Genomic DNA, 24,398 nt, shown 5'->3' on the forward strand with positions numbered 1-24,398 from the left:
CGCGCATCGACGAGGTCCCGAAACGGCTACGGGAGGCGCCAGTCCACCGGTTGGGCCCCCTGGCGGGCCAGGAGGTCGTTGGTGCGGCTGAAGGGACGCGAGCCGAAGAAGCCGCGGTCCGCCGACATCGGGGACGGGTGGGCGGACTCGATCGCCGGGAACTCCTGGAGGAAGGGCCGCAGGTTGCGGGCGTCCCGCCCCCACAGCACGGACACCAGCGGCTTGCCGCGTGCGGCCAGGGCGCGGATGGCCTGCTCGGTCACTTCCTCCCAGCCCTTGCCGCGGTGGGCTCCGGGGTTGCGGGGCGCGGTGGTGAGCGCCCTGTTGAGCAGCAGGACGCCCTGCCGGGTCCAGGGCGTCAGGTCGCCGTTGGAGGGCCGGGGCAGCCCGAGGTCCGTGTGCAGTTCCCGGAAGATGTTCTCCAGGCTGCCCGGCAGCCGTTGCACGTCGGGCGCGACGGCGAAGCTGTGGCCGATGGCCATGCCCGGCGTCGGGTAGGGGTCCTGGCCCACGATCAGGACGCGCACCTCGTCGAAGGGCTGTTGGAAGGCGCGCAGGACGTTCGCGCCGGCCGGGAGGTAGGTCCGGCCTGCCGCGATCTCTGCGCGCAGGAAGTCGCCCATGGCTGCGATGCGGCCGGCCACGGGGCGCAGCGCCTCGGCCCAGCCGGGCTCGACGAGTTCGTTCAACGGGAGAGCTGCCACAACGCGTCACTCTACTGGCGCAGGGGGCCCACTCCCGAACCCGGTCGCCGGGATAAAGTACGACCGCTCGGTTTCCGCCCCCGGGCCGCTGACGGTATCTGATATTCCTCGGATAAATGCGGACAGATGCCGCCCGAGTGGGCCCTCCCGAACACCTGGTTCCGATAAGCCAGTAGCATGCGGCGCCATGAGCTCCCCCACTGGGCCCGCGAATGGCCTGCCCGTACGAATGCCGCGACCCCGCCAGACCGGACGGCACCGCCGGCCCGAGCCAGCGGCGGCGCCCGAGGGCGCGCCCGCGCTGGTACTCGCCGTGCCCGGTGCCCCTTCGGCCGCCTCGCGGGGGCTGGCGGAAGAGATCATCAGCATCGGCCGTTCCGAGCTGCCGGGCCTGGACGCCCGGATCGGCTTCCTCGACGGTGACGACGATTCCGAGTTCCCCTCGCTGTCCGGCGTGCTGACCGCCGTCGCGACCGAGCGGGCCGCGCGTGCGGAGTTCGCCCGCGCCGCCGGCCACGAGGTGCCCGCGCCGACCGGCCCCGACGCCGTGGTCGTGCCGCTGCTGGTCGGTCCGGACGGCGGTCTGCTGCGCCGGGTCCGCCAGGCGCTGATGGACTCCTCGGCGGCCGCCGAGCTGGCCGACGTACTCGGTCCGCACCCGCTGCTCGCGGAGGGCCTGCACGTGCGGCTCTCCGAGGCCGGGCTGTCCCGCGCCGACCGGGCCCGGCTCTTCTCCGTGACCACGGCCGCCGACGGCATCATCCTGGCCACCACCGGCGGCGAGGAGGCCGTGCAGGCTGCCGGGATCACCGGCATGCTGCTGGCCGCCCGCCTCGCTGTGCCCGTGATGGCGGCCGCGCTGGACGCGGAGGGCTCGGTGGCCGCGGTCGCCGAGCAGCTGCGCCGCGAGGGTTCCACGCAGCTGGCGCTCGCCCCGTACCTGATCGGCCCGGAGGCCGCCGAGGGGCTGCTGGACACCGCGTGCAAGGAGGCCGACTGCGCCGCCGCCGAGGTGCTCGGCTCCTACGGGGCGCTCGGCAAGCTGGCCGTCGCGCAGTACTCCGCGGCACTGGGGATCACGCTGGGCGCCTCGGCGCACTGACGACCGGCCGCCGCGTCACGCATGCGTGGGGCCCGCCCCGGAAGTTCCGGGGCGGGCCCCACGCATGTCCCGGTCACAGCACTGGATCAGGACGCAGGTGGCGGCGGGGACCGGCAGCGATCCGGCGCGGCGGGGCTGCCCTGTCTCCGGGTCCACGTCGAACCAGGTGACGTCCCCCGAGCGCTCGTTGGCCGCGTAGAGCCGGTTCCGGTAGAGGTCGATGGCGAGGTCGCGCGGCCAGTGGCCCCCGCAGTCCACCGCGCCGGTGAGGCGGGGCTTGTCGGAGCCGTCGGCGAGCGAGAGGGTGGCGAGGACGTCCGCGCCGCGGACGGCGACCCAGAGGAAGCGGCCGTCGAGCGCGACCGCGGCGGCGGAGGGATAGGCCCGGGCGGCCCCCGAGGAGGCCTCTGAGCCGCCCTCCGCGACGAGCGGAACCTCCCCGACCGGTTCCAGCCTCCCCGCCTCCGCGTCCCATCGGCAGACGGTCAGCAGCGGCCGCAGCTCGTTCACCACGTACGCCACCTCCTCGTCCGGATGGAAGACGAGGTGGCGCGGGCCGTTGCCGGGGGTCAGCGCGGTCTCGGAGTGCGGCCGCAGCGTGCCGGTGTCGTCGTCCAGGGCGCAGACCCGTACGGAGTCGGCGCCCAGGTCCACGCTGAGCACCCAGCGGCCGCTCGGGTCGTGCAGCACCTGATGGGCGTGCGGGCCTTCCTGGCGCTCGGGGTCCGGGCCCGATCCGTGGTGCCGCAACACCTGCGCGGGCCCGGCCAGGGAGCCGTCCTCGGTGATGGCGACCGCGCCGACGCCGCCCGAGGTGTAGTGGGCGGTGAGCAGCCACGGCCAGGCCTCCGCGAGGTGGGTGGGGCCCGCGCCGCCGACCGGTACGGGCGCTCCGAGCGGCCTCAGCCCCCGGCCGTCCGCGATGAAGGCGCCGACCGCGCCCTCGCCGCGCTCGCTCACCGCGTAGACCACGCCGATGTGCACGCCTTCGACGAGGTACGAGGGGTCGGCCAGCGCGTCGGTGGTGGAGAGCTCCGTGAGGGCTCCGGTCTCCGGATCGAGGGCCGCGGTGGTGATGCCGCGGCCGCCCGACGAGGTGAACGAGCCGATGTAGACCCGGTGTTCCGCCTCATCGGCCTCTTTGTCGCCCATGCCGTGTCCCTCCGCCGATCGGTTCGGAGCCGACCGTAACAGAAGGTCTAGACCAAGTCGCGCCCCTGGGCCCTTTCCTGCGCGCCGGTGTGGTGGACGTACGCCGTGCTGCTCGGCCGGTCCTCGTAGGTGCGGTGGAAGACCGGGGTCGCGGAACCGGAGATCGGCGGCACGATCCAGGACCAGTCCGCGCCCACCTCGCGCCCCTTGCGCTCCTCCCGTTCCATGTGGGACAGGAAGCGCCGGGACTCAGTGTGGTGGTCGGCGATCGTGACGCCGGCGCGGTCGAAGGAGTGCAGCACCGCCCGGTTGAGCTCGACGAGCGCCCGGTCCTTCCAGAGCGAGCGGTCGCTGGCGGTGTCCAGGCCCAGGCGGCGGGCGACCGCCGGCAGCAGGTTGTAGCGGTCGGTGTCGGCCAGGTTGCGGGCGCCGATCTCGGTGCCCATGTACCAGCCGTTGAAGGGGGCCGCCGGGTAGTGGATGCCGCCGATCTCCAGGCACATGTTGGAGATGGCGGGCACGGCGTGCCAGCGCAGGCCCCAGTCCGCCCAGCCGTCGCCCTCGGGGTGCTCGATCGGCACCTCCAGCACGGCGTCCGCCGGGAGGTCGAACCAGCGGGGTTTGTCATCGACGCCCTGGACCACGAGCGGGAGCAGGTCGAAGGGGGTGCCGGAGCCGCCGGTCCAGCCGAGCCGGAGCAGGGATTCGGTGAGCGCCGCGTTGCGGGCGTCGCCGACCGTTATCGACGGGTGGTCGCCGTAGCCGGCGTACCGGACGAGCTGCTCGCTCCAGATCAGGGGGCCGGGGCGGTCCGGGGCGTCCGGGGCGAAGACCGTGATCGTGGGCCGCACCCGGCCTCCGTTGGTGGCCTCGCGCAGGTGCTCGAAGCACTCGTCGGCGATCTCGTCGGCGCTGACGAGCTCGCGGCGGTCGCGGACCCGGAGCGAGTTCCAGTAGAGCCTGCCTATGCAGCGGTTGCTGTTGCGCCACGCGACCCGGGCCCCGTGGACCAGTTCCCCGGGGGTGTGCCGGTAGGTGCCGGTCTCCGCGAGCTCGGCCCGCACTTCGGCGAGCCGGGCACGCGGATCGCCGGCGTCAGCGTTGCCGGCGTGCTCCCTGTGGAAGAGTCGGATGAACTCCTCGGCCGCTTCCCACACCTGAGCGGTGGTGGAGCGCTGTTGAAGTGTTTCCATTCCGGGCGGTTACCCCCTGTCCGACCAGATCCACCCTGTACATGCCGGATGAATGTGCAATAAACAATCACCCTTTGTACATGCCGCAGGTCAGCGCCGTGTCGCAGGCGCGCCCGGAACACTCCTCTGTGTGATCTTCGCCGATCGGGCTGCGGGGCAGGCCCTCCGGGGCGTACGATCCGCCCGATTCCACGAGTTGACCGTGTGGCACCGTGGGCGGAGGGCGCTCAGCGGCAGGGCCTGGCCATGAAGAGCGCCCGCTCGCCGGCCGACGGCGTGCCCCCGTACAGGGTGGTGTCGAGGCCGCACAGGACGAATCCCATGCGCCGATAGGCGTGCACGGCCGGGGCGTTGACGCTGCTCACCTCCAACCAGAGGTGTTCGGCGCCGCGTTCGCGGGCGAACTCCGCCGCGCACTCCATCAGCGCGCGCCCGACGCCCCGGCCCCGGTGGCCGGGCGAGACCTCGATGTCCTCGATGGTGAGGCGGCGGTTCCACGCGGCGTAGCCGACGGCGACGAACCCGCACAGCCGCTCGCCGTCGAGGGCCACGTACGTGCACGCGTCCCCGCCGGCGCCGGAGCCGCGGCCGAGCCCCTGCTCATCGTGCTCCTCGGGCGGGAACTCCTTGTACACCGGCGGGTTCGCCGGGACCTCGTGGAGCAGGAAACCGAGGCCGGACTCGGCGGGGGCGACCTCGAAGACCGTGGCGGTGGTGAAGGAGCCGTCCAGGGCCTCGATGGCACCCGCGTCCTCCGGGCCGGCGAGGCGGTAGACAATGCCGTCGGCTGAGCCGTTTGCGGTGGTCATGGAAACCACGGTACGCAAAAAATCCCCCGGCCGAATTCGCTGCCGAGGGAGGAGAGAGCGTATATTGATTGATTCACGCCGCCACTGGAAACAAAAGCGTGAGCAACCTTACGAGGACACTGTAGCGCGGCAGGAGTGCAATTGTCAACCGAGGAATTCCGGAAAGAGCAGCAATTCGTCACGGACCTCTATCGGCGCCTCGACGACCTGCGTGACCAGGCCGAACACGCCGTCGAAGGAGCCTTGCGCGATGTCGGTAACGGTGCCCAGGCCCGCCTGGAGCGCGATGTCCTGGTGGCCGAGCAGTCCGGGCTGCTGGCCGCTCTGAATGCCGGAGAAAACGGCCTTTGTTTCGGCCGTCTGGAGTTCTCCGACGGCCGCGACCACCACATCGGAAGGATCGGAATCCGCGCGGACGACACGGAGCGCACGCCGCTCGTCCTGGACTGGCGCGCCGACGTGGCCCGCCCCTTCTACCTCGCCACCGGCCACACCCCGATGGGGCTGCGCCGCCGTCGGCACATCAGCAGCCGGGGGCGGGTGGTGACCTCCCTGCACGACGAGATCCTCGACCTGACCGACCCGGAGCGCACCGGCCACGAGGGCGCCGACGCGGACGCCGTGCTGCTCGCGGCGCTCGACGCCGCGCGCACCGGCCGGATGCACGACATCGTGCGCACCATCCAGGCCGAGCAGGACCGGATCATCCGCTCCACGCACCGCGGGGTGCTGGTGGTCGAGGGCGGCCCGGGCACCGGGAAGACGGCGGTCGCGCTGCACCGCGCCGCGTACCTGCTGTACGCCCACCGGGAACTGCTGGCCAAGCGCGGCGTGCTGATCGTCGGACCGGGCCCGGCCTTCCTCGGCTACATCGGCGGGGTGCTCCCGGCGCTCGGCGAGACGGGGGTCCTGCTCGCCACTCCCGGCGAGCTGTTCCCCGGGGTGCACGCCACCGGGACCGACCGGCCCGGGGCCGCCGCCGTGAAGGGCCGGGCCGCAATGGCGCAGGTGCTGGCCCGGGTGGTCGCCGACCGGCAGCGCCTCCCGGAGACGGTGCCGGCGGGCAGCGGCGAGGAGTACGACACCGTCCCCGAGCCCGCGCTGGAGATCGACCACGACGACTACGGGACCCTGCTGCTGGACCGCACGATGGCCCACGAGGCCCGGGACCGGGCCCGCGCCACCGGGCTTCCGCACAACCAGGCGCGTCCCGCCTTCGCCTTCCCGATCATCGACGCGCTCACGGCGCAGCTGGCCGACCGGCTGGGCGCCGATCCCTACGGCGGCCCGAACCTGCTCGGCTCGGACGACGTAGCCCAGCTCGGCAAGGAGATCGCGATGAGCCCCGCCGTGCACGCGGCGATCGATGCGCTGTGGCCCTCCCTGACCCCGCAGCAGCTGGTCGCCGACTTCCTGGCGGAGCCCACGCACCTGCCCCCGCACGAGGCCGCACTGATCCGGCGCACGCCGTCCGCGCGACCGGACTGGACCCCGGCGGACGTACCGCTGCTGGACGAGGCCGCCGAGCTCCTCGGCGAGGACGACAGCGCGCGGCGGGCCGCCGAGGAGCGGGCGCGGGCCCGGCGCATCGCGTACGCGCAGGGGGTGCTGGACCTCTCCCAGGGCTCGGAGTCGTACGAGTTCGAGGACGAGGAGAACGAGTACCTCGCGGCGCACGACATCATCGACGCCGAGCGGATGGCCGAGCGGTACGAGGAGGCCGACCATCGCAGTACGGCCGAGCGGGCCGCGGCGGACCGCACCTGGGCCTTCGGGCACGTCATCGTGGACGAGGCGCAGGAGCTGTCGGAGATGGCGTGGCGGGTGCTGATGCGGCGCTGCCCGACCCGGTCGATGACCCTGGTCGGCGATCCCGCGCAGACGGCCGAGGAGGGGGGCTGCGGTTCCTGGGAGCGGATCCTGACCCCGTACGTCGGCGAGCGCTGGGAGCTGGTCCGGCTGGGGGTCAACTACCGTACGCCCGCCGAGATCATGGAGGTCGCTGCGGCCGTGCTGCGGGAGCGCGATCCCGGCTTCCGGCCGCCGAGCTCCGTACGGTCCACGGGGGTACGGCCGTGGGCCCTCGCGGCCGGGGAACTCGCGGGCGCGACGGCGGAGGCCGTGGAGCGGGAGCTGCCGGCCGAGGGCCGGCTCGCGGTGATCGCCCCGCGCGCGCTGCACGCGGAGCTCGCGGCCGTCCTGCCGGGGGTACGGGAGGGCGCGGAGCCGGACCTGACCCGGGAGGTGGTCCTGCTGGACCCGCGCCAGGCCAAGGGGCTGGAGTTCGACACGGTGATCGTGGTGGAGCCGGACGGCTTCCCGCCGAGCGACCTGTACGTGGCCCTGACCCGGGCCACCCAGTCCCTCGGGGTGCTGCACTCCCCCGGCCGGCTCCCCGAGGGCCTGCACCGGCTCGAACGCCGCTGACGCGGTGCCGGCCGTCAGCTCCGGCTGGCGGCCAGTCCGCGTGCGGGGGCTTCGGACAGGGGCACGGCGAGTTCGGCGAGGGCGCGCTCCAGGCCGTGCAGGTGGGCCAGTGCGGGCTCGGCGGCGGCCGGCCGCGGCGTCGCCTCCGGGGCCGTGGCCGTTTCGAGGCGCCGCTCGCCCGCGGTCAGCGCCTCCACGGCCGCCTCGACGCGCCAGCAGGCGGCCGCGAGGCGGGCGTCGTGGCTCGCGTCCGGGTCGGCGGCGACGGCCACCAGGCCGCGGACCTCGCGGGCGCAGTCGTCGAGCAGCGCGATGACCTGGCCGGCCCGCGCCTTGCGCCCCCGGAACGGGCTCAGCGGGTGCACGAGCGGGGCGAGCGCCATCCGGACCCGCGCCAGCAGCACCTCCAGCTCGGCCGCGTGCGGCGCGGGATCCGCGGTGGGGGAACCGGCGAGCCGGGCGGTGGCTTCGGCGGTCGCCGCGTGGACGCAGCGCAGCGCGCGCTGGATCCAGGCGTCGTTGGTGGCGTGGGTGGTGACCGGCAGGATGAGGACCACGGCGAGGGCGGCCCCGAGGGCGCCGATCGCGGTCTCCTGGAACCGCAGGAGCAGCAGACCGGGGTGCAGGACGCCGAGGAGGCCGTAGAGCAGCCCTGCCATGACGGTCACGAAGAACATCATCCAGGAGTACGAGGGCGCGGCGGTGTAGAAGATCCCGAACACGCACAGCGCGACGAGTACGGCGGTGGGCGCGGGAGCGCCGTGCAGCGGTACGGCGATCAGCAGGCCCGCGGCGATGCCGAGGACGGTGCCGAGGACCCGGCGGAAGCCCCGTACCAGGGTCTCGCCGCGGGAGGCGGTGTTGACGAAGATCCACCAGGCGGTGCCGACGGCCCAGTACCAGCGGTCCTCGGAGAGCGCCTGGCCGATGGCGAGCGCGAAGGCGCAGGCCGCGGTGGCCTGGACGGCCTGCCGGGTGGTGGGCCGGGCGAGCCCGCTGCCCGGCAGCCCGGGCGGGGCGGCGGGCGGCGGGGTGCGCCGTTCGATGGGCCACAGCACGAAGCGCACGGCGCCGGAGGCGAGGAGCGCCAGTCCGACGGCCGCGTACAGCTCGGGCAGCTGCGCGGGCACGGCGTGCAGGAACTGGGTGACGAAGAACATCATGAAGCCGAAGATGCCGAGGGCGTGGCCGCGCGGCCCCCAGCGGCGGGCGTACACCCCGGCGAGGACGACGGCGAGGAACGCGGCGTCGCGGGCGAGGGGGACTCCGTGCAGGGTGGTGGCCAGGGCCAGGACCGGGAACCCCGCGACCGGCAGCAGGGCGGTGGTGACCGCCTGGCGGCGCACGGTCGCGTCCGTGACGGTGAAGAGGGCGAGCAGAGCCGCCAGTCCTCCGGTGATGGAGGCGGTCAGCGAAAGCCCGGCGAGTTCCGCCGCGGCGACGGCGAGGCCGACACCGATCACGGCGCGCAGCGAGTTCCTCAGCCTGGTGCGCCCCGGATCCGGAGCCACGAACATCCTCTTCACGGCGGTGTGCCGCCCCCCTTGCAGTGGTGCGCGCCGGCCCGGCGGCCGCCCGGGGGTGGTGGGCGGCGTACGGGCACGGCGAAGGCGCCACGGTCCGGAACGGCCTCGTTGCCGCCCCGGCGCTGCGCGGCGCCGAAAGTACATGGATATGACACAGATAAGCATCAGAGGGCCCAGTGGCTCAACTCGACGTCGGACCACTGGTCCATTGGCCCAGGAAACTGCCGCGATCTCCGGCCACCAGGGTGCCAACGGCCGATCGCCGGCCGCGGGCGCGCCACCGGAGCCGCGCATGACAGGACCCGGCCGGGGTGATGGTGAAACGGGCCCGGCCGGGTCCTGCGTGTGGTCCGTCCGAGGTCAGAGCTCCTCGTCGCGCATCTCGTCCCGCTCGCGCCGCATCTCGTCCTGGCGCAGCCTGAGCTCCTCCGGGCTCTTGCCCCGGCCCCCGGTCTCGGGGTGGACCGGATCCTGACCCGGGCGCGACATGCGCTGCTCCTCGCGGCCCTTGCCGGGCTGCTGCCCCTTGTCCTTCTTACCGGCCATGACGGTGACTCCTCCGTGCGTGTTGATGGGGTGTTCCCCTCTCACGTTCACACGGAAGGTGACGGTACGCACCATTTGCGTCACCGCGGTCCGACCCTTCAGGAGCCCGGGGCCGGCGAGGTACCCACGAGCTTGCGCAGGAAGCGGTCGACCTGCTGCTCCAGCGGGGGCCAGGGCCCGTCGGGCTGGTTGACCCGCATGGAGACCGCACCGTGCACGGCCGACCGCAGATCGAGGGCCACCATCGAGGCGTCGTCGGCGGGAGCCAGGCCGGCGTCCATGCACCTCTGGACCGCGGCCGTGGTCGTACGCCCGAGCTCTTCCTTGAAGCGCATGTCCGTGCGCTGGTTGAGGGTGCTCTCGTGCAGCACCTTGTAGAGCCCCGGGTGGTCATGCGCCCAGGTCCCGAGCACGAGGGTCCGCGCCCGCAGCTGGGCGACCGGGCCGCCCTCGGTGAGCTCGGCCCGCTGGACGGCGAGCATCAGGTCCCGGTGGCAGCGCTCCAGCGCGGCCAGGACGAGTGCGTCGCGGTCGGGAAAGTGGAGGTAGACCGACGTCGCGGCAACGTTGATCTCCCGGGCGACCGCCCGGAGCGACAGAGCCTGGTCGTCACCGAGCTCGTCGAGCATGCGGAGGGTTGCGGCGACGACCTCCTCGCGGAGGAGTTCGCCCTTGCCCCGGGGGTTGCGCCCGCGCGGTGGCCGTTTGCTTGGTGACGTGGCATCCACGGTGATCGATTGTATCCGCACGACCGTTGCCCTACAGTCGTAGCGCTACAGCTGTTCACTTATGAGGGGGAACGATGCCGCACGCACGACGACTCGAAGAGAACAAGAGGATCGTCCTGGCCTTCTACCAGGCCGCGATCAACGACAAGGACCACGCTGCCGCCTCGAAGCTGCTCAGCGACGGCTACGTCCAGCACAACCCCCGGATCGCCGACGGACTGGAGGGCTTCCGGGAGTTCGTCGAAACCCTCAAGGAGGACTTCCCCCACCTCCGGGCCGAGGTGAAGCGGATCTTCGCCGAGGGCGACCACGTGATGGCCCACGTCCACGGCGTCCGGGTGCCGGGCGGCCCCGGAACGGCGATCGTCGACATCTTCCGCCTGGAGGAGGGGCGGATCTCCGAGCACTGGGACGTCATGCAGCAGATCCCCGACGAGGCGCGGAACCAGAACGGCATGTTCTGACCGTGCGCCGGCCCCGGGCGGGCGGGCTCGCGTCCGTGCCGGGTGCGGGCCGTCGCTTCACGCGCTGCCGACGCGGTCGGCGGCGGCGCGGGGGTGCCGTACGGCCCTCCGGTCCGGGGCCAGTGGGGCGGTGTCCATGCCCGCCCCCGAGCGCAGCCCGTCGAGGAACTCCCCGACCGCCTCCACGGAGGTGTGGCGGGGCTCCCAGGACAGTTCGTCCGCCGCCCGCGTGCAGTCCATCAGCGGCAGCCGCAGGACGGCGTCGAAGAGGCCCGGGGAGGCCGGTACCAGGTGCAGCCGCCAGGCGGCGGCGAGCGCGGCCCGGACCGGGCGGACCGGCATCGAGCGGCTCCGCGCGGCGAACACGCCGGCCAGCGCCTCGGCGTCCAGGGGCGGCTCGGCAGCCAGGTTGAACGCCCCGCGCACGGGGAGGGCGACGGCCGCACGGTAGGCGGCGGCCGCGTCGTCGGTGTGCAGGGCCTGGAAGCGCAGCCCCGGCAGGTCGGGCACGACGGGGATGAGTTCGGGCCGCACGAGACGGCTCGGCAGCAGCCTGCCCGCGAAGATCCTCCGCTGCTCGGAGGCGGCCGCCCGCTTGAAGAGGAATCCCGGCCGCATCCGGACCACCCTGATGTCCGGGTGGGTGTGTTCGTACGTGTCGAGGACCCGTTCGAGATAGGCCTTCTCGCGCGTGTACGCCGCCTGCGGCCAGCCGTGGGTGGGCCAGGACTCGTCGACCCGGCGGTCCTTCGGGCCCGGCGAGTACGCACCGACCGAGGACGCGTGGATGAGGGCGGGCACCCCGGCGGCGGCCACGGCCTCGAAGACCCGCAGGCTCCCGAGGACGTTGGTGCGCCAGGTCTCGGCCGGGTGGTGGGTGGGCTGGAACTTCCACGCGAGGTGTACGACGGCGTCCGCGCCCGTGAAGATCGGTACGAGGTCGTCGCCGCCCGGCTCGATGTCGGCGGCCAGCCAGTGCGTCTTGTCCGGCTGCCAGCCGGGGACCCGGCGTGCCAGGCCGAGCACGGATTCGACGGCCGGGTCTTCTGACAGCGCCTGGACCACGCTGGTCCCGACGTTCCCGGTGGCCCCGACGACCACCACGCGGCTTCCCCTCCCGTCGGCCCCCGTGGGCTGCTCGGCGGATGTACGAGGCGTCATCGTGTCGGCTCCTCTCCCGAAGGAACGGCTCGCCCCGGAGCATCGGCGGAACCGTACGGTCGGCTACGGGTGGCACGTCCGGCGCCTGCCCGGCACGCCGCGCTTCAATCACCCCGCCCCACAGCACCCCCCGGCACCCCGGGCGCAGTGGAAACGTGGTGTGCGGGTGATGCCGGTGCCGTCCTCGCGGCGTCGGCGTGCGGACGGGAGGGGAACCACCGACGATGGGCGCCGTACCGTTTCATCCGCCGCTGCCAGGAGGCTGCACATGCTGGAACGCACGTTGCGCAAGGGTCGGACCGAGGTCACCTTCATCCTTCCCGCCGACACCCCGCCCGGGCCGGTCAGCGTGGTGGGCGACTTCAACGACTGGCAGCCCGGCGCCCACACCTTGAAGCCGCGCAAGGACGGCAAGCGGGCCGTCAGCGTCGAGCTGCCCGGCGAGCGCACCTATGCGTTCCGGTACCTGGCGGCCGGGGACTACTGGTTCAACGACGACAGCGCCGGCGACCAGGACGGGCCCAACTGCCGCCTGCACACCTGATCCGCCCGCGGCCCCGAGTCGGGAGGGTCACGGGAGCAGCGGCGCGAGTGCTCCGGTGGCGTCGTAGCGGTGTCGCAGCGCCTGGAGCCGGGCCAGGTTGCGGCCGTACGCCGCCCGCGTCTCGGTCCCGGTCTCGGGGAGGCCGGGCCGCAGTTCGACGTTGTAGAGCCCGACCGTGTGCCCGGCCAAGGCCCGCAGGGTGTCGCGGGCCCAGGCCCGGCAGGCCTCGCCGTCGTCGGCGTCGTCCCAGATCGCGTTCAGCGGGACGCTCCATTCGGCGGTCCTGCCCCAGAACGCGGTGGCGGTGTCGTCGACGTCGGCCAGGGCTCCGCCGGTGTGCTGGAAGTCGATGCGGCACGCCCGCGTGGGCGCGGCACGGATCCGCTCCGCGAGGGCGTCGGCGACGGCGGCGTCGAGGGTGGGACCGGTGAAGGCCGCCTTGCCGAAGAACGAACCGCGCGGACCGTCACCCGGCCGCGGCAGCCGGATCGGTTCGGGCTCGGCGCCGCCGGCACCGGGAAGGGCGAACTCGGGCAGCCCTGCCAGGTATCGGCCGGAGGTCTCCGAGCGGTAGTACGGGGAGGCGCCCGAGCCGGCGACGACGGCGGAGGCCGCTGCCCTGGCACGCGCAATCGCGCTGTCGTCCCGGCTCGCGCACACGGTGTAGAGGAACAGGACCGGCTCGTCCGGCGCGTGGGAGGTGTGGCCGAGGACCGCGCTCATGGAGGTGTCGCGCGGCAGCTCGGGAGCCACCCGGAAGTAGGTGGCGAGCGCGTCCAGTCCCACGAGCGCCCGGTCGACCCAGACCGGGCCGAGCTCATGGGTGCGGAACGTCGCGGAGGTGGCCACCCCTACGGACGGGGCGCCGCCGCGGACGGCCCACCACAGCTCGGCTTCCTCGCCCGAGCTCCGCTCCGTGAGGTGGACGAGGTCGCCGGAGGGGAGCACGAGCTCGACCCCGACGAGATGATCGAGGGTGAGCCCCAGGGACCTCGTCAGGTAGCCGATGCCCCCGCGGGTGGCCATCCCCAGGCCGGCGTGGCCGACGACGCCGGCCGGCACCACGCGGCCTGCCGGGGCGAGGGCGCCGAGCATGGCGGACATGGTCGCCCCGCCGTCGACGACCACGCGGTCTCCGTCCGGACGGGCCTCGTTCAGGTGCTGTGAGAGGTCCAGCATGACGGCCCCGTCGGCGACGCAGTTCGAGCTCAGACCGCCGCCGCGCACGGTCACCCCGGCTTCCGCCGCCGTCGCGGTCCGCATGACGGCCGCGACGTCGTCGGCCGTGCGGGGCACCACGACGCACGCGGGCCGTCGACGGGCTGCCTCGGGAAAGAAGACCGTCGCGAGGGCGTTCGCGTACCCCGTGGTTCCCGGTGCGTGCACCGCCGGTCCGAGCGCGGATCGCAGCTGCCCGACGATGTGGTCCGAACCGGTCACGGTGGCTCCCGTTCCCTGTGATGGGTTTCGGGCGGGGAGCCTTCGGTTGTCCCGGTTGGATGAAGTGGCTTCCCCGGGAGGGTAGATGAGCCGGAAACCCCGCACAAGGATCCGGGCCCGGGCGGCTCGCGGGCGGCGTCCTGCGGGCGGTGGCAGCAAACTGCAGGCCCGACGGCAGTTTGCTGGCGCCGGGGGCCATTGGAGCGGGGCTCGGGGGATGACAGATTTCTTCTTGTCGCCAGCACGACAGCCCACTCGGAGGAAATCATGAACGCCCAGCTCACCACCCGCGCCAAGGCCGCCGCCGCCCTGATCGGCCTCTGTACCGCCCTGGCCCTCGGCATCGCGGCCGGGACGGACGGGTCGTCGGCCCAGGCCGAGAACGGGTGGCAGTCGACGACCTCCACCGTCGTCCTCGCCGAGAACGGCTGGCAGGTCGCCCCGCTGGACAAGACCGAGAACGGCTGGCAGTGACCGCCCGCCTGGAACACCCCGCCCCCGTGCGCAGCCGGCAGATCGAGCTGGTGGCCCGCGCGGATTCACCGGCCAGGGCCGAGAGCGCCGCGCTGAGCGTGGTCCGCTGGCTGGCGCTGCTGCCCGCCGCGTGGCAGGCGGATTTCCACGGCCTCACGGACGACGGGCTCTCGATCGTCCTGCGGTTCTCGCGGGAGCGGGAGGTACCGGTGCGGCGCGCCTGCGCCGAGGCGCGCCGGGCGCTGAGCGATCCCGCCATGGACGGCTGGGAGTTCCTGGCGTGCCGTGAGGTCGGGTGAGGCGCGGGGCGGGGACGGACGTACGGACGTACGGAGCAGGGCCTGATCCACTGGGTGCAGTGGTCAGGCCCTTTTTGCGGCCTCAGAGGTTGAGGCTGAGGACGCGGTCCACCGCGATCTCGACGACGACCAGGTCCGGTGGGGTGGGCGGGGCCGCGCCGTAGCGGATGGTGTAGCGGCGCACCGCCTCGGCCAGCCGGGCGGGGTCGTCGGTGACGGTGGCGCGGCCTTCGAGGGTGACCCAGCGGAAGCCGTCCGCCTGGCAGAGCGCGACGCGGGCCGCCGGGCCGCCCGCCGCCACGTTCCCGGCTTTGCGGGCGCCCGCCCGGGTGGTCACCCGGGCCAGGCCGGCGGTCGCGTCGTAGGTGAAGCGGACGGGCGTCACGTGCGGGGTGCCGTCCGGGCGGAGGGTGGTGAAGGCGGCCTGGTGGGGGCGGGTCAGGAAGGCCCGGGTGGTGGAGGCGAGTTCGGTGGTCACCGGGCTCATTTCTTCTTCACTCCCTCGTTCCAGATCAGCTTGGCGATGTTCGGCTTCACGGCCGTGGTGATGACGCCCATGGCCGTCCGGACGTACTGCCGCTCTTCCAGCTCGCGCAGCATGCTCGCGGCGAGGTCGGCCCGGGCGGTGAAGACGCCGTCGGCGCTGGATTCGGCGGTGTGGAAGTCCGTGACGACGGGGTGCTCGAAGAGGCCCGAGGGCCGGACGAGGGTCCAGTCGAGGTCCGACTGACGGATCACGGCCTCCATGCGGCGCATGTCCTCGTGGAGGGTGCGGCCGAGGCGCCGGTTGACCAGTGGGTCGAGCACGTGATTGAAGAAGTGGGCGCCGGTGGGGCGCCAGTTCGGGTCGGCGATGCTGGAGCTGACGGCGAGCAGCCGCTTGACGCCGTGGCGGGCCATGGCCCCGGTGATCGCGGTGGCGCTCGCGGAGTACGTGGTGATGGCCTCCTTGCTGAAGCGGGCCCCCAGTGCCGAGAGGACGGCGTCGGTTCCGTTTACCGCGGCGTCGACGGCGTCCGGGTCGGTCGCGTCGGCGACGGCGACGGTGAGGCCGGGCCGCGCGGGGATCGAGCCGGGGCGGCGGGTGACCGCGACGACCTCGTGGCCGTTCGCGAGGGCTTGTTCGGTGAGGTGGCGGCCGGTCGGTCCGTTGGCGCCGAAGACGGTGATGCGCATGGTGTCGGGTCATCCCTCCGTGTGACGTGTGGAACGCCCTTGACTCTGCCGATCACGGAACGCAGGCTCAACGCTGATGAATAACGACTCCCCCGCCTCCCCCGCCCCCGGCCGCTCCCGGGGCCGCCCCCGCGGGAACCCGCCGACCCGCGAATCGATCGTCTCGGCGGCCCGGGTGCTGTTCCTGGAACGTGGCTACCGGGGCACCACCCTGCGCGCGGTGGCCGCGGCCGCCGGGGTCGACGCGGCGCTGATCTCGTACCACTTCGGCTCGAAGAAAGGCCTGTTCGCGGACGTGATGCAGGTCCAGTGCGCGAACGCGCTGGCGGTGGACGAGGTGCTCGGCGGCGACCCGGCCGGCCTCCCGGGCCGGCTGATCGACGCGGTGACGGGCCTGTGGGAGGACGCCGGCTTCCGCCGGCTCACCCTCCAGGGCGGCGAGGCCGCCGAGGTGCTGCGCGAGTACCTCGAACACGAGCTGCTGGCCCGGCTCGTTGAATTTCTCGGCGGCCGGGACGCGACCGTCCGCGCCACGGCCGTGGTGACGGTCCTCGGCGGTCTCATCTACACCCGCTACCTCAACCCCCTCCCCACCCCGGCCGCCCTCAGCCCGGCCGAGGCCCGCCGCGTCCTCACGCCGGCGCTGCGCGCGGCGCTGGCGCCTGGGCCGGGGCCGCGCGGGGGGTACCGGGCCGCACCGTAGGGAGTCCGCGGCCACGCGGCGGCGGCGAGCGCAGGGCGGCGCCGGCGGGCGGCTACATCCAGCCGCGGTCCTTGGCGAGCATGGCCGCCTGGAAGCGGTTCGAGGCTCCCAGGCGCAGCAGCAGGTCGGCCACGTGCCGCCGGAAGGTACGGATGGAGATGCCCATCTCGCGGGCGGCGACCTCGTCCTTGTCGAAGCGGGAGAGCAGGGTCAGCACTTCGCGGTCGGTGTCGGTGATGCCGTCGGGGCTCTCGCTCTCGTCCCTCCCGGGCAGCACGTCCGCCGAGGCCCATACCTTCTCGAAGAGGGCGACCATGTTGGAGACGAGTCCGCTCTGGCGGACCAGGAGCGCCCCGCGGGCGCTGTCGGACGGGTCGAGCGGGACGACGGCCGTGGCGCGGTCGTAGATGACCATCCGGTCCATGACCTTGTCCACCACTCGGAATTCGGCCCCCAGATCGGCCATCTCGTACAAGTAGCCGCAGGTGGTGGGGTCTTCCAGGGCTGTGCGCAAAACCACCGTTCGCATGGTGATCCCGCGCCTGATACATCGGAGGTCGAGCGGGCGGGCGGCCTCGATGAAGGCCGGTGTCAGCGGTCCGTCGGGCTGGAGCGCGAACATCTCCCCGCGGGCGAAGAAGGCGAGGTCGTCCAGCCGGGCCCGGATCTCGGCCAGTCCGTCGATCCGTTCGATCCCGCCCGCCGGGCTGTCCGTGCGCTCCGCCGCGCGCGCCTCTTCCACCAGTTCGGGGATGAGCGAGCGGGCCGAGGAGACCAGCCGCAGCTGCTCGTTCAGCTCCCCCAGCCGCTGCTCGATCAGCCGCTCTATCCCGAGGGCGGGGTCGATGGGGACCCACCGCCCTTCGCCGGCTTCCCGGACCAGCCTGTAGCGGGACAGGCTCCGCAGGACGGAGTCCGCTTCGTCCTGGCTCATCCCCAGCTTCTCGCCCATGGACCCGGTGCCGAGATCAGGCTCGCGCAGGAAGTGCCGATAGACGCTTTCCTCGCCCCTGCTCAGCCCCAGACTCATCAAACTCATGATGCGTTCCCCCTGGCACGTCTGATGAATTCAGGCCGCATGCTACCGCAGGGGGCTGTTTTTGGATAAGTATTTTCGCATCGTGGAAGATCTGTGGTCAGGCTGTGAGCTTGAGCCGTTCCAGCGGAGTCAGGGCCTCGTCCAGCAGCTCCACGACCCGCTCCCCGATGCGCCGCTGGGCCTCCTGGGTCAAGGCCCCGATGTGCGGGGTGAGCACCACGTTGTCCAGCTCGGCCAGCGCGGTCGGGGATCCTTCGCGCGCGAGCACGTCGGTCGCCGCCCCCGCGAGCGCCCCGGACCGCAGCGCCTCCAGCAGCGCCTCCTCGTCGACGGTGCCGCCCCGGGACACGTTCACCAGGTACGAGTCCGGCTTCATCAGGTCCAGTTCGGCCCGCCCGATCAGGCCCCGGGTGTCCGCCGTCAGCGGTACGGACAGGCAGACCACGTCCGCGGCCGGCAGCAGGTCGCCCAGTGGCACCAGCCGGATCCCGCGCTCGGCCAGCTGCCGCGCCCGGTCCTCCCCCGGCCGGGCGACCGACACGGCCACCTCCATGCCGAAGCCCTGGGCCAGCGAGGCGATCCGCGATCCGATGCCGCCGAAGCCGATCAACCCCAGTGTCTTGCCGCGCAGTTCACTGCCCATCAGGCCCTGCTTGTGCCAGACCGTGGACCGGGTGTGCCGGTCCCCCACCACGATCCGGCGGCACACCGCCAGCATCAGGCCGAGGGCCAGCTCGGCCACCGCATCGCTGGAGCCGCCGGGCACGTTGCGCACCTGCACCCCGGCCCGGGCGGCCGCGGCGAGGTCGATGTTGTCGAGCCCCACCCCGGCCCGGATCACGGTCCGCAGCCGGGGCGCCGCGGCGATCACCTCCTCCGTCACCCGCACACCGGCCCGCAGCACCAGGGCGTCCGCGGTCCGGGCCAGGGAGACGAGCTGCCCCGGCGTGGGTTTGGGGTGCAGGGCCACCTGGTAGCGGCGGCGTAGGTCGTCGAGGGCGTCGGGGTGGATCGGGTCCACCATCAGCACGCGGGCCATCACGCGGCCGTCACGAGAACGCGGCCCGGGGCCGGGGCGCCGACGTGCAAGGCGAAGTCGGCCAGCGTGTCGGCGTCGAACAGCTCGTGGACGGATGGGCGGGTGCCGGTGAACCGCTCCACACCGGCACAGATCCGCACGGCGAGCATCGAAGTGCCGCCCAGCTCGAAGAAGTTGTCCTCGCGGCCGATCGGCCGGACCTGGAGCGCCTCCTCCCAGAGCCGGACCAGAGCGGCCTCGGTCTCGTCGGCGGCGGGCACGGCGGGCGCGTCGGTGAACAGCGAGCGGTCGTCCATGGGTTCCTCCAAGGGGATGTGCGTACGGGTACGGATACGGGTGAACGGAGCGTCGAGCAGGAGCGGTTGGGGATCGGAGGCTCAGGCCTCCGCGGCCGGCCAGGCGAGGCCTCGTACGGCCGGCACCAGCGCGGTCGCCGCGCTGACCACCAGCGCGACCGCCGCGGCGGTGATCAGTACGGTGGCGGGCGCGCCGTACGTGAGCAGGTGCGGGACCGCCACCAGGGCGAGCGGGGAGACGCCCAGCGAGATCAGCCAGTCGACGCTGGAGACCCGGCCGATCAGCTCACCGGGCACCCGGCTCTGCAGGGTGGCGGCCCAGGCCACGGTTGCGGCCGACAGCACGGCTCCCACCACGGTGGCCACCGCGACGGAGGCGGCCACCGACGGGGACAGGCCGAGCAGGACGAAACCGCCGCAGACGACGGTCATCCCGCCGAAGATCAGCAGGCCGGGCGGGATCCGCCGCAGCCGGCCCACGAGCACTCCGCCGAGCAGCGCGCCGGCGGCCTGGCTGCCGACCAGCAGGCTGTACGTGCTCGCGCCGCCGCCGAGCACATCGGCCGAGGCCAGCGGCAGCAGTGCCTTGGCCGGGGCGACCACGAGCGCCACGCTGACGCCGAAGCTGCCGATGGACACCCACAGCCAGGGGTGGGAGAACACGTAGCGGATCCCGCCGGTGGCCTCCTTGAACAGGCCGTCCCCCGAGGCGGGCCGGTCGGGCACTGCCCACCGTCCGGCGAGCAGCACCAGCGCCAGCGCCAGCGCGAATCCCGCCGTACCCAGCCACAGCGAGACGGAGGCGCCGGCCGCGGCCAGCAGCACCCCGCCCAGCGCCGCTCCGGCGATGCCGGCCGTGCGCAGGGCGATCGCCTGGAGCGAGTTGGCGGCCAGCAGCTCGGCCTTGGGCAGCAGCTCGGTGAAGGCCAGGGTGAACGCGGGCTCGAACGCCCCGTCGCCGAGGCCCAGCAGCAGTCCGCACGCGGCGATCGCCCACACGCTCCGGCCGCCCGACGCGACCTGGGCGGCCACGCCGGCGGTGGCCAGGACCCGGGCCAGGTCGGCCCAGAGCATCACCTTGCGGGCGCCGAACCGGTCCGCGAGGGCCCCGCCGGCCAGCAGCATGAGCACGGTGCCGGTGGCCTGCCCGAAGAGGGTGTAGGCCAGCAGCGCGGGGCTGCCCGCGGTGACCGCGTACCCGGCGAGCGACACCTGGAAGACGAAGTCGCCGGTACGGGAGAGGCACTGGCCGGTGTAGAGCAGCCGGAAGCGGCGCCTGCGCAGCGGTGCCCGCAGCCCGGTCCCCGCGCCGCTGCCGGCCGCCCGCTCCTCCGTGCGCGCGGGTTCGGTCGCGGCGCTCACCGGTGGGCCGCCAGCTCGGCGTCGACCAGACCGCAGAGCGTCTCCAGCGGACCGCCCGGGTCCAGCATGGTGAAGTGCGTTCCCGGGGTGTCCCGGACGGTCAGCCGGCCGCCGCACCGCGCGCCCCAGCCCAGGTCGTACGGTTCCTCGGTCACGTCCGCGCTGCGGTCCTCGGCGCGGAACAGCACCACCTCCCCGTCGAAGGGTTCGATGACGTGCCGCTCCAGGGCGCTGCCGTTGTGCCGGTATGCCTCCAGCATCCTCCGCAGCCGGTCCTCGTCGTAGTCCGCGGGCAGCGAGCCCGCGGCGACGCCCTGTTCCAGGAGGTACCGGATGCGCTCCGGCTCGGGCATCGCGCCGAGTTCGGCCAGGTCGAGGTCGAGCTTGAGGGCCATGGTGACGAGGATCCGGGTGGCGTAGTCCTCGTTCGGGTCCAGGTCCATCCGCGGGTTGGTGTCCAGGAGGCCGACCAGGCCGATCTCCTCGCCGGCGGCCTTCAGCTGCCGGGCCGCCTCGAAGGCGATCACCCCGCCCATCGAGTACCCGCCCAGGTGCCAGGGGCCGCCCGGGTGGACCTTGCGCATGTGCTCGATGTAGACGCGGGCCATGTCCGTGAGGGAGGAGCAGGCTTCCTCGCCCGGCTGGATGCCCGGCGACTGGAGTGCGTAGACGGTCTGCCCCTCGCCCAGCGCGCGGGCCACCGGCGCGTACCGCACCACCGTGCCGGCCAGCGGCGGGAAGAGGTACAGCGGCGCCGTCCCGTCGCCCGCCCGCAGCCGCACGAGCGGACCCGCCGCCTCGGCTTCCGCGCCGTCGCGGACCCGGCGGGCCAGCGCGGCCACCGTCGGGGCGCGGAACAGCTCGTTGAGCTCCAGCGCGGTCCCGAAGTGGGCGCGGACCGAGCCCATCAGGCGGACCGCGGTGAGCGAGTCCCCGCCGAGGTCGAAGAAGTCCTCGTCGATGCCGACCGAGGCGCGGCCCAGGGCCTTGGCCCACAGGTCGCACATCTCGAACTCGACGCCGTCGCGGGCCCCGGCCGCGCCGCCTGCGCCGTCCGCGCCGTCCGAGCCGGGCAGCGGGCGGGCCGCGAGGGTCTTGCGGTCGACCTTGCCGCTGGGGGTCAGCGGGAAGCTGTCGACGGTCACGTAGGCGGCGGGCAGCATGTAGTCGGGCAGGACTCCGCGCAGGGCGCGGCGCAGCTTCTGCGGGGCCAGTTCGGCGCCGGCGGCCGGCAGGCAGTGCGCGATGAGGCGCTTGCCGCGGGTGGGCGAGTCGTCGACGACGACCACCGCGTCGGCCACCCCCTCCTGGCGGCGGACCTGGGCCTCGATCTCCCCCAGCTCCATCCGGTAGCCGCGGACCTTGACCTGGCCGTCGCGGCGGCCCAGGCACTGGATGCGGCCGTCGGGCAGGGTCCGGCCGAAGTCGCCGGTGCGGTAGAGGCGGTGGCCGTCGCGGACGACGAACCGTTCCGCCGTCATCTCGGGCTTGCCCCGGTAGCCGTCCGCGAGGGCCGCGCCGAAGACGCAGATCTCGCCGGGCACGCCCGCCGGCAGCGGCTGCTGGCGGTCGTCGAGGATCTCGACCCGGGTGCGGTCGACGGCCAGGCCGATGGCCGGCAGGTCCGGCCAGGTGTCCGGGGTGCCCGTCAGCCGCTCCGCCGTCACGACGTGCGTCTCCGAGGGGCCGTACTGGTTCTCCAGGAAGGCCGGCACCCGGGTGAAGAAGGTGCGCAGCGCGTCGGTCACCTGGAGCTGCTCGCCGGCGGTGACGACCTCGCGGAGCGACTGCGGGTAGACGCCGGTCTCGGCGGCGGCGTCGGCCAGCTGCTGGAGCGCGACGAAGGGGGCGAACACCCGGTGCACCCGCTGGGTGTCCAGGTAGTCGAGGAGCCGGGCCGGGTCGCGGCGCACCGATTCGTCGACGAGGACCAGCGTGCCGCCGCTCGCCCAGGTGGAGAAGTGCTCCTGGAAGGCGACGTCGAAGCTGAACGCCGCGAACTGGAGGGTGTTCCAGCCCTCTTCGGAGGCGGAGCGGCCGAGCTGCCAGTCGATCAGGTTGGCGAGCGGGCCGTGCGGCATCTCGACGCCCTTGGGCAGGCCGGTGGAGCCGGAGGTGTAGATGATGTAGCCGAGGCCGTCGGCCGCGGCCTCCTGCGGTGCATCCTGGGCATCCGGTGCGTCCGGTGCGTCCGGTGCGTCGAGCCCTTCGAGTACGTCGTCCAGCAGGAGGACGCGTACGCCCTCGGGCACCGTGATGGTCCCGGCCACGTCGGAGTGGGCCAGCAGGAGTTCGGCCCGGCTGTCCTCCAGCATGTAGTCGAGGCGCTCGCGCGGGTAGGCCGGGTCCAGCGGCACGTAGCCGGCGCCGCTCTTGAGCACCGCCAGCAGGGCGACGGCCAGTTCGGGGGAACGGTGCGCGCACAGGGCCACCGCCCGGTTGGTCCCGAGCCGGCGGGCCAGCCGGTCCGCGGCGAGCTTGAGGCGGGCGTAGTCGAGCTCGCCGCCGTCCCAGCGCAGCGCGGGGGCCCCGGGGATGCGGGCCGCGGTCCGGTCGAACAGCTCGTGGGCCGGCGCCAGGTGCTCGGCCGCCCCGCCCACCTCGGCCGCGGCCGACGCGGTCAGCGGGAGTGAGCCCACCGGGGCGAGCGGATCCGCCGCGGCGCCGCTGAGGAGGGTGAGCAGCGCCCGTACGAACTCCTCGGCGGCCGCGGTGCTGTAGACGTCGGTGGCGTACTCCAGGGTGCCGCGGTAGCCGTCCGCCGCGTCCGGGACCAGGGTCAGCGTGAGGTCGAACTTCGCGGTGCCCGAGTGCAGCGGGACGGCGCGGCCGGTCGCCGCGCCCAGGCTCAGCTCGGCCTCGGGCGCGTCCTCCACGACCAGCATCACCTGGAAGAAGGGCGAGCGGTCCAGGCTGCGGCCCGGTGCCAGTGCCTTGACCAGGGCCGGGAACGGCAGGGCGGCGCGGCCCAGGTCGGCCCGCAGCTCCTTGCCGGTCCGGGTGACCAGGCCGGCGAAGGACTCCTCGGGCGAGATCCGGTTGCGCAGCACCACCGTGTTGGCCAGGTAGCCGATGAGCTGCTCGGCGGCCGCGTGCTCGCGCCGGGCCACCGGGGTGCCGAGGGCGACGTCGGTGCTGCCGTCCTCCGCGGCGGGCTCCTGGGAGACCCGGGCCAGCAGCAGCTGCAGGGCGGCGGTGAACACCGCGAACGGGGTGGTGCGCTGCTTGCGGGCCAGGGTGCGCAGCCGGGCGGCCAGCTCGCCGGGGATGTCGAAGCCGGCGGTCGCGCCCTGCTGGGTGGCCGCTTCGGGGCGCGACAGGTCGTGCGGCCAGGTGCTTTCGGCGGGTGCTCCGGCCAGCCGCTCCGTCCAGTACGCCAGTTCCTCCGGGTGGCCGCCGGCCGCCTCGGCCAGCGCGATCCGGTGCTGCTCGGCGTAGGCCGGCAGTTCCCCGGCGGGCAGCGGGGCGCGGGCCAGGGCCGCCTCGTACCCGGCGGTGAGCTCCCCGCGCAGGACCTCGATCGACCAGCTGTCGAAGCACCCGTGGTGCACGACCAGGACGAGCAGGGCGGCCTGGTCCTCGGTGCGCAGGAGCAGTGCGCGCAGCAGCGGGAGCGCGGACAGGGACAGCGGACGGGCGGCGAACTCCCGCGCCGCGTCGGCCGTTTCCGCGGCCGGGCGGCCGCGCAGGTCCCGTACCTCCAGCGGCACGTCGGCCGGGGCGGCGGTGACCATCGACGGCTGCCCGTCGGTGACCTCGACGCGGCTGCGCAGCGCCGGGTGCCGTGCGACGAGCGAGGTCAGCGCCTGGGCCAGGGCGCCCGTGTCGAGGGCGCCGCGGATCTCGTAGGCGACGGGGACGTTGTAGACGGCGGACTCGCCGCGCAGCGATTCGTCGAGCCACAGCGACTGCTGGCCGGAGGAGAGCGGGACGGCGGCGGAAACGGGGTTCATCGAATCGTTCCTCGAAACGGGGTGGGGGCGCGGCCGGACCGCGCGGGAAGAAGCGGGTGCATGCGGATGGGCCCGGAGGGCCCGGTCATCCGAAGCCCGTGGGCCCGGAGGCCGGTGGGCCGGCTGGTGGCCCGTGACCGGAGGGCCGTGACCGGAGGGCCGTGGCCGGAGGGCCGTGGCCGGAGGGCCGTGGCCGGAGGGCCGTGGCCGGAGGGCCGTGGCCGGAGGGCCGTGGCCGGAGGGCCGTGGCCGGAGGGCCGT

At 73.7% G+C, this 24,398-nt stretch carries 24 protein-coding genes; 7 read left to right on the forward strand and 17 right to left on the reverse strand.

The window, feature by feature from the left end; translation table 11 throughout:
* Positions 1 to 26: 26 nt before the first annotated feature.
* Positions 27 to 704 carry a uracil-DNA glycosylase gene (locus tag AB0O21_RS11235; RefSeq protein ID WP_365169159.1) on the reverse strand — a complete coding sequence of 226 codons (678 nt, stop codon included), beginning with the start codon at positions 702 to 704 and terminating at the stop codon, positions 27 to 29.
* Between the two features lie 187 nt (positions 705 to 891).
* Here AB0O21_RS11235 and AB0O21_RS11240 point away from each other — a divergent pair, with 187 nt between their 5' ends.
* On the forward strand, positions 892 to 1,806 hold the full coding sequence (locus tag AB0O21_RS11240; RefSeq protein ID WP_365169162.1) for a hypothetical protein: 915 nt from the start codon (positions 892 to 894) through the stop codon (positions 1,804 to 1,806).
* Positions 1,807 to 1,821: 15 nt separating this feature from the next.
* On the opposite strand, the gene AB0O21_RS11245 is transcribed toward AB0O21_RS11240, so the two are convergent.
* The 4 genes from AB0O21_RS11245 to AB0O21_RS11260 all read right to left on the reverse strand — a co-directional run bounded on the left by AB0O21_RS11245 (position 1,822) and on the right by AB0O21_RS11260 (position 5,350).
* Positions 1,822 to 2,958 (reverse strand): lactonase family protein, encoded by a 1,137-nt coding sequence (locus tag AB0O21_RS11245; RefSeq protein ID WP_365169170.1) that lies wholly within the window; start codon positions 2,956 to 2,958, stop codon positions 1,822 to 1,824.
* A gap of 47 nt (positions 2,959 to 3,005) precedes the next feature.
* Complete coding sequence (locus AB0O21_RS11250; RefSeq protein ID WP_365169173.1) at positions 3,006 to 4,151, reverse strand: nitric oxide synthase oxygenase; 1,146 nt, start codon at positions 4,149 to 4,151, stop codon at positions 3,006 to 3,008.
* A 227-nt stretch (positions 4,152 to 4,378) separates the two neighbouring features.
* Positions 4,379 to 4,960, reverse strand: coding sequence for a GNAT family N-acetyltransferase (locus AB0O21_RS11255; protein WP_365169176.1), 582 nt, complete (start codon positions 4,958 to 4,960; stop codon positions 4,379 to 4,381).
* Positions 4,961 to 5,104: 144 nt separating this feature from the next.
* A complete protein-coding gene (locus tag AB0O21_RS11260; protein WP_365169179.1) occupies positions 5,105 to 5,350 on the reverse strand; it encodes a hypothetical protein in 246 nt (81 codons plus the stop codon).
* Positions 5,351 to 5,419: 69 nt separating this feature from the next.
* Here AB0O21_RS11260 and AB0O21_RS11265 point away from each other — a divergent pair, with 69 nt between their 5' ends.
* The gene (locus tag AB0O21_RS11265) at positions 5,420 to 7,387 is read left to right on the forward strand and encodes an ATP-binding domain-containing protein (RefSeq protein WP_365169182.1); all 1,968 of its coding nucleotides are present in this window, start codon (positions 5,420 to 5,422) and stop codon (positions 7,385 to 7,387) included.
* 14 nt (positions 7,388 to 7,401) lie between these two features.
* Here AB0O21_RS11265 and AB0O21_RS11270 read toward each other — a convergent pair whose 3' ends face one another.
* The 3 genes from AB0O21_RS11270 to AB0O21_RS11280 all read right to left on the reverse strand — a co-directional run bounded on the left by AB0O21_RS11270 (position 7,402) and on the right by AB0O21_RS11280 (position 10,187).
* Positions 7,402 to 8,904 (reverse strand): FUSC family protein, encoded by a 1,503-nt coding sequence (locus tag AB0O21_RS11270; RefSeq protein ID WP_365169462.1) that lies wholly within the window; start codon positions 8,902 to 8,904, stop codon positions 7,402 to 7,404.
* Positions 8,905 to 9,273: 369 nt separating this feature from the next.
* On the reverse strand, positions 9,274 to 9,459 hold the full coding sequence (locus tag AB0O21_RS11275) for a hypothetical protein (RefSeq protein ID WP_365169185.1): 186 nt from the start codon (positions 9,457 to 9,459) through the stop codon (positions 9,274 to 9,276).
* 98 nt (positions 9,460 to 9,557) lie between these two features.
* Positions 9,558 to 10,187 (reverse strand): TetR/AcrR family transcriptional regulator, encoded by a 630-nt coding sequence (locus tag AB0O21_RS11280; protein WP_365169187.1) that lies wholly within the window; start codon positions 10,185 to 10,187, stop codon positions 9,558 to 9,560.
* 74 nt (positions 10,188 to 10,261) lie between these two features.
* On the opposite strand from AB0O21_RS11280, the gene AB0O21_RS11285 reads away from it, so the two are divergent.
* A complete protein-coding gene (locus AB0O21_RS11285; RefSeq protein ID WP_365169190.1) occupies positions 10,262 to 10,651 on the forward strand; it encodes an ester cyclase in 390 nt (129 codons plus the stop codon).
* A gap of 57 nt (positions 10,652 to 10,708) precedes the next feature.
* Here AB0O21_RS11285 and AB0O21_RS11290 read toward each other — a convergent pair whose 3' ends face one another.
* Complete coding sequence (locus tag AB0O21_RS11290; protein WP_365169193.1) at positions 10,709 to 11,812, reverse strand: NAD-dependent epimerase/dehydratase family protein; 1,104 nt, start codon at positions 11,810 to 11,812, stop codon at positions 10,709 to 10,711.
* A 268-nt stretch (positions 11,813 to 12,080) separates the two neighbouring features.
* On the opposite strand from AB0O21_RS11290, the gene AB0O21_RS11295 reads away from it, so the two are divergent.
* Positions 12,081 to 12,356, forward strand: a complete 276-nt coding sequence (locus AB0O21_RS11295; RefSeq protein ID WP_365169196.1) for an isoamylase early set domain-containing protein — start codon at positions 12,081 to 12,083, stop codon at positions 12,354 to 12,356.
* A 27-nt stretch (positions 12,357 to 12,383) separates the two neighbouring features.
* Here AB0O21_RS11295 and AB0O21_RS11300 read toward each other — a convergent pair whose 3' ends face one another.
* Positions 12,384 to 13,796 carry an FAD-binding oxidoreductase gene (locus AB0O21_RS11300; protein WP_365169199.1) on the reverse strand — a complete coding sequence of 471 codons (1,413 nt, stop codon included), beginning with the start codon at positions 13,794 to 13,796 and terminating at the stop codon, positions 12,384 to 12,386.
* A 267-nt stretch (positions 13,797 to 14,063) separates the two neighbouring features.
* Between AB0O21_RS11300 and AB0O21_RS11305 the strand changes: the two genes are divergently transcribed.
* On the forward strand, positions 14,064 to 14,270 hold the full coding sequence (locus AB0O21_RS11305; protein ID WP_365169202.1) for a hypothetical protein: 207 nt from the start codon (positions 14,064 to 14,066) through the stop codon (positions 14,268 to 14,270).
* Positions 14,267 to 14,569, forward strand: coding sequence for a hypothetical protein (locus AB0O21_RS11310; RefSeq protein ID WP_365169205.1), 303 nt, complete (start codon positions 14,267 to 14,269; stop codon positions 14,567 to 14,569). Before AB0O21_RS11305 ends, AB0O21_RS11310 begins: the two co-directional genes overlap by 4 nt.
* Before the next feature lie 82 nt (positions 14,570 to 14,651).
* On the opposite strand, the gene AB0O21_RS11315 is transcribed toward AB0O21_RS11310, so the two are convergent.
* Entirely contained in the window at positions 14,652 to 15,056 is a 405-nt protein-coding gene (locus AB0O21_RS11315) for a pyridoxamine 5'-phosphate oxidase family protein (RefSeq protein WP_365169208.1), read from the reverse strand.
* Positions 15,053 to 15,745 carry an NAD(P)H-binding protein gene (locus tag AB0O21_RS11320; protein ID WP_365169211.1) on the reverse strand — a complete coding sequence of 231 codons (693 nt, stop codon included), beginning with the start codon at positions 15,743 to 15,745 and terminating at the stop codon, positions 15,053 to 15,055. The genes AB0O21_RS11315 and AB0O21_RS11320 overlap by 4 nt, the downstream gene beginning before the upstream one ends.
* A gap of 76 nt (positions 15,746 to 15,821) precedes the next feature.
* On the opposite strand from AB0O21_RS11320, the gene AB0O21_RS11325 reads away from it, so the two are divergent.
* Positions 15,822 to 16,448, forward strand: coding sequence for a TetR family transcriptional regulator (locus AB0O21_RS11325; RefSeq protein ID WP_365169214.1), 627 nt, complete (start codon positions 15,822 to 15,824; stop codon positions 16,446 to 16,448).
* Positions 16,449 to 16,500: 52 nt separating this feature from the next.
* Here AB0O21_RS11325 and AB0O21_RS11330 read toward each other — a convergent pair whose 3' ends face one another.
* The 5 genes from AB0O21_RS11330 to AB0O21_RS11350 form a co-directional block, all read right to left on the reverse strand.
* Positions 16,501 to 17,487: a helix-turn-helix transcriptional regulator gene (locus AB0O21_RS11330; protein ID WP_365169216.1), complete on the reverse strand. Its 987-nt coding sequence runs from the start codon at positions 17,485 to 17,487 to the stop codon at positions 16,501 to 16,503.
* A gap of 97 nt (positions 17,488 to 17,584) precedes the next feature.
* Complete coding sequence (locus tag AB0O21_RS11335) at positions 17,585 to 18,526, reverse strand: NAD(P)-dependent oxidoreductase (protein ID WP_365169219.1); 942 nt, start codon at positions 18,524 to 18,526, stop codon at positions 17,585 to 17,587.
* On the reverse strand, positions 18,526 to 18,822 hold the full coding sequence (locus AB0O21_RS11340) for a phosphopantetheine-binding protein (protein ID WP_365169222.1): 297 nt from the start codon (positions 18,820 to 18,822) through the stop codon (positions 18,526 to 18,528). The genes AB0O21_RS11335 and AB0O21_RS11340 overlap by 1 nt, the downstream gene beginning before the upstream one ends.
* 81 nt (positions 18,823 to 18,903) lie before the next feature.
* A complete protein-coding gene (locus AB0O21_RS11345; protein ID WP_365169224.1) occupies positions 18,904 to 20,184 on the reverse strand; it encodes an MFS transporter in 1,281 nt (426 codons plus the stop codon).
* Positions 20,181 to 24,137, reverse strand: a complete 3,957-nt coding sequence (locus AB0O21_RS11350) for an amino acid adenylation domain-containing protein (protein ID WP_365169227.1) — start codon at positions 24,135 to 24,137, stop codon at positions 20,181 to 20,183. The genes AB0O21_RS11345 and AB0O21_RS11350 overlap by 4 nt, the downstream gene beginning before the upstream one ends.
* Between the last annotated feature and the right edge of the window lie 261 nt (positions 24,138 to 24,398).

Source organism: Streptomyces sp. NPDC091371 (assembly GCF_040684275.1).
Lineage (GTDB): Bacteria > Actinomycetota > Actinomycetes > Streptomycetales > Streptomycetaceae > Streptomyces.

Bases quoted from the DNA above. Each gene is read 5' to 3' on its own strand.
- AB0O21_RS11305 (WP_365169202.1), top strand. From the start codon at position 14,064: ATGAACGCCCAGCTCACCACCCGCGCCAAGGCCGCCGCCGCCCTGATC.
- AB0O21_RS11255 (WP_365169176.1), bottom strand. From the start codon at position 4,960: ATGACCACCGCAAACGGCTCAGCCGACGGCATTGTCTACCGCCTCGCC.
- AB0O21_RS11295 (WP_365169196.1), top strand. From the start codon at position 12,081: ATGCTGGAACGCACGTTGCGCAAGGGTCGGACCGAGGTCACCTTCATC.
- AB0O21_RS11315 (WP_365169208.1), bottom strand. From the start codon at position 15,056: ATGAGCCCGGTGACCACCGAACTCGCCTCCACCACCCGGGCCTTCCTG.
- AB0O21_RS11335 (WP_365169219.1), bottom strand. From the start codon at position 18,526: ATGGCCCGCGTGCTGATGGTGGACCCGATCCACCCCGACGCCCTCGAC.
- AB0O21_RS11275 (WP_365169185.1), bottom strand. From the start codon at position 9,459: ATGGCCGGTAAGAAGGACAAGGGGCAGCAGCCCGGCAAGGGCCGCGAG.
- AB0O21_RS11320 (WP_365169211.1), bottom strand. From the start codon at position 15,745: ATGCGCATCACCGTCTTCGGCGCCAACGGACCGACCGGCCGCCACCTC.
- AB0O21_RS11270 (WP_365169462.1), bottom strand. From the start codon at position 8,904: ATGTTCGTGGCTCCGGATCCGGGGCGCACCAGGCTGAGGAACTCGCTG.
- AB0O21_RS11340 (WP_365169222.1), bottom strand. From the start codon at position 18,822: ATGGACGACCGCTCGCTGTTCACCGACGCGCCCGCCGTGCCCGCCGCC.
- AB0O21_RS11325 (WP_365169214.1), top strand. From the start codon at position 15,822: ATGAATAACGACTCCCCCGCCTCCCCCGCCCCCGGCCGCTCCCGGGGC.
- AB0O21_RS11290 (WP_365169193.1), bottom strand. From the start codon at position 11,812: ATGACGCCTCGTACATCCGCCGAGCAGCCCACGGGGGCCGACGGGAGG.
- AB0O21_RS11245 (WP_365169170.1), bottom strand. From the start codon at position 2,958: ATGGGCGACAAAGAGGCCGATGAGGCGGAACACCGGGTCTACATCGGC.
- AB0O21_RS11240 (WP_365169162.1), top strand. From the start codon at position 892: ATGAGCTCCCCCACTGGGCCCGCGAATGGCCTGCCCGTACGAATGCCG.
- AB0O21_RS11250 (WP_365169173.1), bottom strand. From the start codon at position 4,151: ATGGAAACACTTCAACAGCGCTCCACCACCGCTCAGGTGTGGGAAGCG.
- AB0O21_RS11285 (WP_365169190.1), top strand. From the start codon at position 10,262: ATGCCGCACGCACGACGACTCGAAGAGAACAAGAGGATCGTCCTGGCC.
- AB0O21_RS11330 (WP_365169216.1), bottom strand. From the start codon at position 17,487: ATGAGTTTGATGAGTCTGGGGCTGAGCAGGGGCGAGGAAAGCGTCTAT.
- AB0O21_RS11350 (WP_365169227.1), bottom strand. From the start codon at position 24,137: ATGAACCCCGTTTCCGCCGCCGTCCCGCTCTCCTCCGGCCAGCAGTCG.